The following is a 506-nucleotide window of genomic DNA, read 5'->3' as shown; positions in this document are numbered from 1 at the left end:
GGCGCGGCCAGGCTCTGCGCCGGCAGCGCGGCGGCGTTGCGGGCGATCAGCGCCCTTGTGTCGGTGCCATAGGTGGCGTCGAACTGTTGTAGGGTCGCATCGAGCCGCGCGGCAAGGGCGGGCAGGTCGATCGGGCCAGTGGCGGGCGCCGCCGGTTGTGCCGGGGCGGAGGTGGCGGCAATCGGCAGCCCCGGTTGAGCCGGTGAGGTGACCTGTACCTGCGCCTGACCGGCGGCGTCTGGCTGCGGTGCAGGCCGGTACCAGATCGCCTCGGCCTGTTGCGATGTGGAAGCGGCGCCGGGGGCGGCTTGCGGCGGTTCGGACGGGGAAAGGATCGCGGCGGCTGGGGCTTGAGTCGCTGTCGGCGCGACCTGGGCCGGCGCGGCGGTGGGTGCGGATACCTCGGGGCGATTTGCCGGGAGGTCCAGCGGTTCGGCTGGGGTTTGTGCCGGGGCGGTGTTGACCGGGGAGGCTGTTGCGGGGGCCGCAGCGGCGCTGTCCTGCGG

General features: G+C 74.3%; 1 pseudogene. It reads right to left on the bottom strand.

Features of this window, described 5'->3' with window-relative positions:
- Positions 1–506: pseudogene (locus CVM52_RS27375) on the bottom strand (hypothetical protein); the annotation flags it as partial.

Origin of the sequence: Pseudooceanicola lipolyticus, from assembly GCF_002786325.1 — a bacterium.
Lineage (GTDB): Bacteria > Pseudomonadota > Alphaproteobacteria > Rhodobacterales > Rhodobacteraceae > Pseudooceanicola_C > Pseudooceanicola_C lipolyticus.
This window is presented reverse-complemented; position numbering and strand designations above follow the sequence as displayed.